The organism is Protofrankia sp. Cr1 (genome assembly GCF_963555865.1).
GTDB lineage: Bacteria > Actinomycetota > Actinomycetes > Frankiales > Frankiaceae > Protofrankia.
The window spans coordinates 13,879-15,767 of sequence record NZ_CAUVXO010000074.1; the positions used below are offsets into that span (position 1 = coordinate 13,879).

Consider the following 1,889-nt stretch of genomic DNA (forward strand, 5'->3'; position numbering starts at 1 on the left):
GGGCTCGAGGCGATGTCGTTCAGGAGGCGATCGACCGATCGTGGATCCATCCGTTCGCCCCAGGTCAATACGTCTACGGTCCGGAATGGGCGGCTGGACGTGGCGCAATGAGGACCCGGAGCGGCTCGATGGCCCCATCCGCGCACGCGAATTCCTACGGGTGGAGTACTTCTGGCTCGCCTCTTTCGGCGAGGCTGTCCGCCTGCGAGCCGCCGTACGCGACGCGGTGACCTCTCTGCTCCGTCAACTCGGGCTCTCGGTGCAGCTCGTCGTCGGCGAGGGCTGCATGGATATCCCACAGGATCGACGAGCAGGCTGTTCTCCATATCCGCGACGTGGACGTAGAAAGCCAGGGTTGAGTCGGCCCGGCGTAGGTCGAGGATCGGCGGGGTGGAACCGGGCTGCCAGACCGCGGACACGACCGCGTCTGTGGTGCCGGACGAGGCCGATCGCTGCTGCACCATCGTTCTCCTCGTGTTTGAAGGCCATTTCGGTCAGGTCGGAAACCGCGTCGGGCATTGGGACGGCGGTTCAATCGGCCCCGCGGGACGGCTGGTTTTCCACCGGCGCACATGAACTCGTGCTTGGTCTCCCGCCGTCCGGCACGTCATGTCCTGCCGCGGGTCACACGGGCCGGCAGGCCCCTGCCCTTTAGGGTCGGCCGAAGGCCGAGGCTTGCCGGCCCGTGCGGCCTGTGGCAGCTTCTGGGCCGGTCGGTGGGAGACCGTGTGATGGGGCGGGGGAAGATTGCCCGGCGGGTAGGCCAGCTGGACCGGTGCGTCCCGAGGTCGAACGTATGTACGAAATGTAGTTACTGTGCAGAGGAGGGATTGGTGCCGAGTGAAGAGGATGACGCTCAGGTGAAGCACCCCGCCGCCAATCCGGGTAGCCGAGAAGATCGGCGAGACCTATCAGCGCGCCGAGTTCCTGCACGGTAAAGATCAAGATGTGTACGCCATCAGCCGGTCCGCGTGGAAGACGCAGACCGGCAGCTGACCTCCTATGACCGGGAGGGTGGGCCGGCCGTGCCCAGCCCTGCCGCCCAGTGCCACAGCCAGCTCGGCCTGCCGAGGTGGAAGGGAGCGCGTATGCCAAGGCGTCGGGGTGGGCCGGTCTCGCCGTTGCGGCGGGTCAGGGCTGCGCTTAATCTCACGCAGGAAGCGGTGGTCGCCGCGTTGGACGTGGCGTCCCCGTCGGGGTCCGCTGGCGTGACGGCGAGCATGCTCAGCGGTTGGGAGCTTGGTAAGCATGTGACGAGCCTGCGTTACCGGAAACTTCTGTGTGATTTCTACCGGGAGCCCCCGGAGGTTCTGTTCGCGCAGCAGGATGAGATGCTCGTTGTCGCGACCGGCGAGGTGGTTCTCCTGGCGGGCCATCGTGATCTTCAGGCGGCGATGCTGGAGGTTGTGCAGGGCGCGGAGGATGTGCTGCTGGTGACCGGTTCGCGGTCACGGGACGATGACTATCTGGCCGCCATTGAATCTGTTTTGATCGCACGCCCGGGACTGGCACATTATCGAGTTCTGTTCGGCCCGCCGCACCGCCATGTCCTCAAGGATCATTTGCTGCGGCTGCTGATGATACGAGATCCGAACGATCGGACGGGCGGCTACAAGACTTTACACATTGCCGTCGTTGACGATCATGTGGTGAATCCGGAAAGATTTCTATGCGTGTCGGAGAAGGCTGCGGTCGTACCGATTCCGTCATTGACCTCGGCTGAGGCGTTCGATTCCGGGGTGGTCCTGGGGGCGGCGGCGGCAGCACGGCTGATCGACCATGGGCGACAGTGCTACGCGGCGGGGCGCAGGGTCGAGACGCCGGACGAGGTCGAGGCGCTGAGGGTCCTACGGTCGTAACGGTGAGGAGGTGCGGGTGGAGGAGATACG

General features: G+C 65.2%; 1 protein-coding gene. It reads left to right on the forward strand.

Annotated elements, in window-relative coordinates; genetic code table 11:
• Positions 1-1,088: 1,088 nt before the first annotated feature.
• Positions 1,089-1,859 carry a helix-turn-helix transcriptional regulator gene (locus tag U9980_RS09080; protein ID WP_322767521.1) on the forward strand — a complete coding sequence of 257 codons (771 nt, stop codon included), beginning with the start codon at positions 1,089-1,091 and terminating at the stop codon, positions 1,857-1,859.
• Positions 1,860-1,889 lie beyond the last annotated feature (30 nt).

Bases quoted from the DNA above. Each gene is read 5' to 3' on its own strand.
- U9980_RS09080 (WP_322767521.1), top strand. From the start codon at position 1,089: ATGCCAAGGCGTCGGGGTGGGCCGGTCTCGCCGTTGCGGCGGGTCAGG.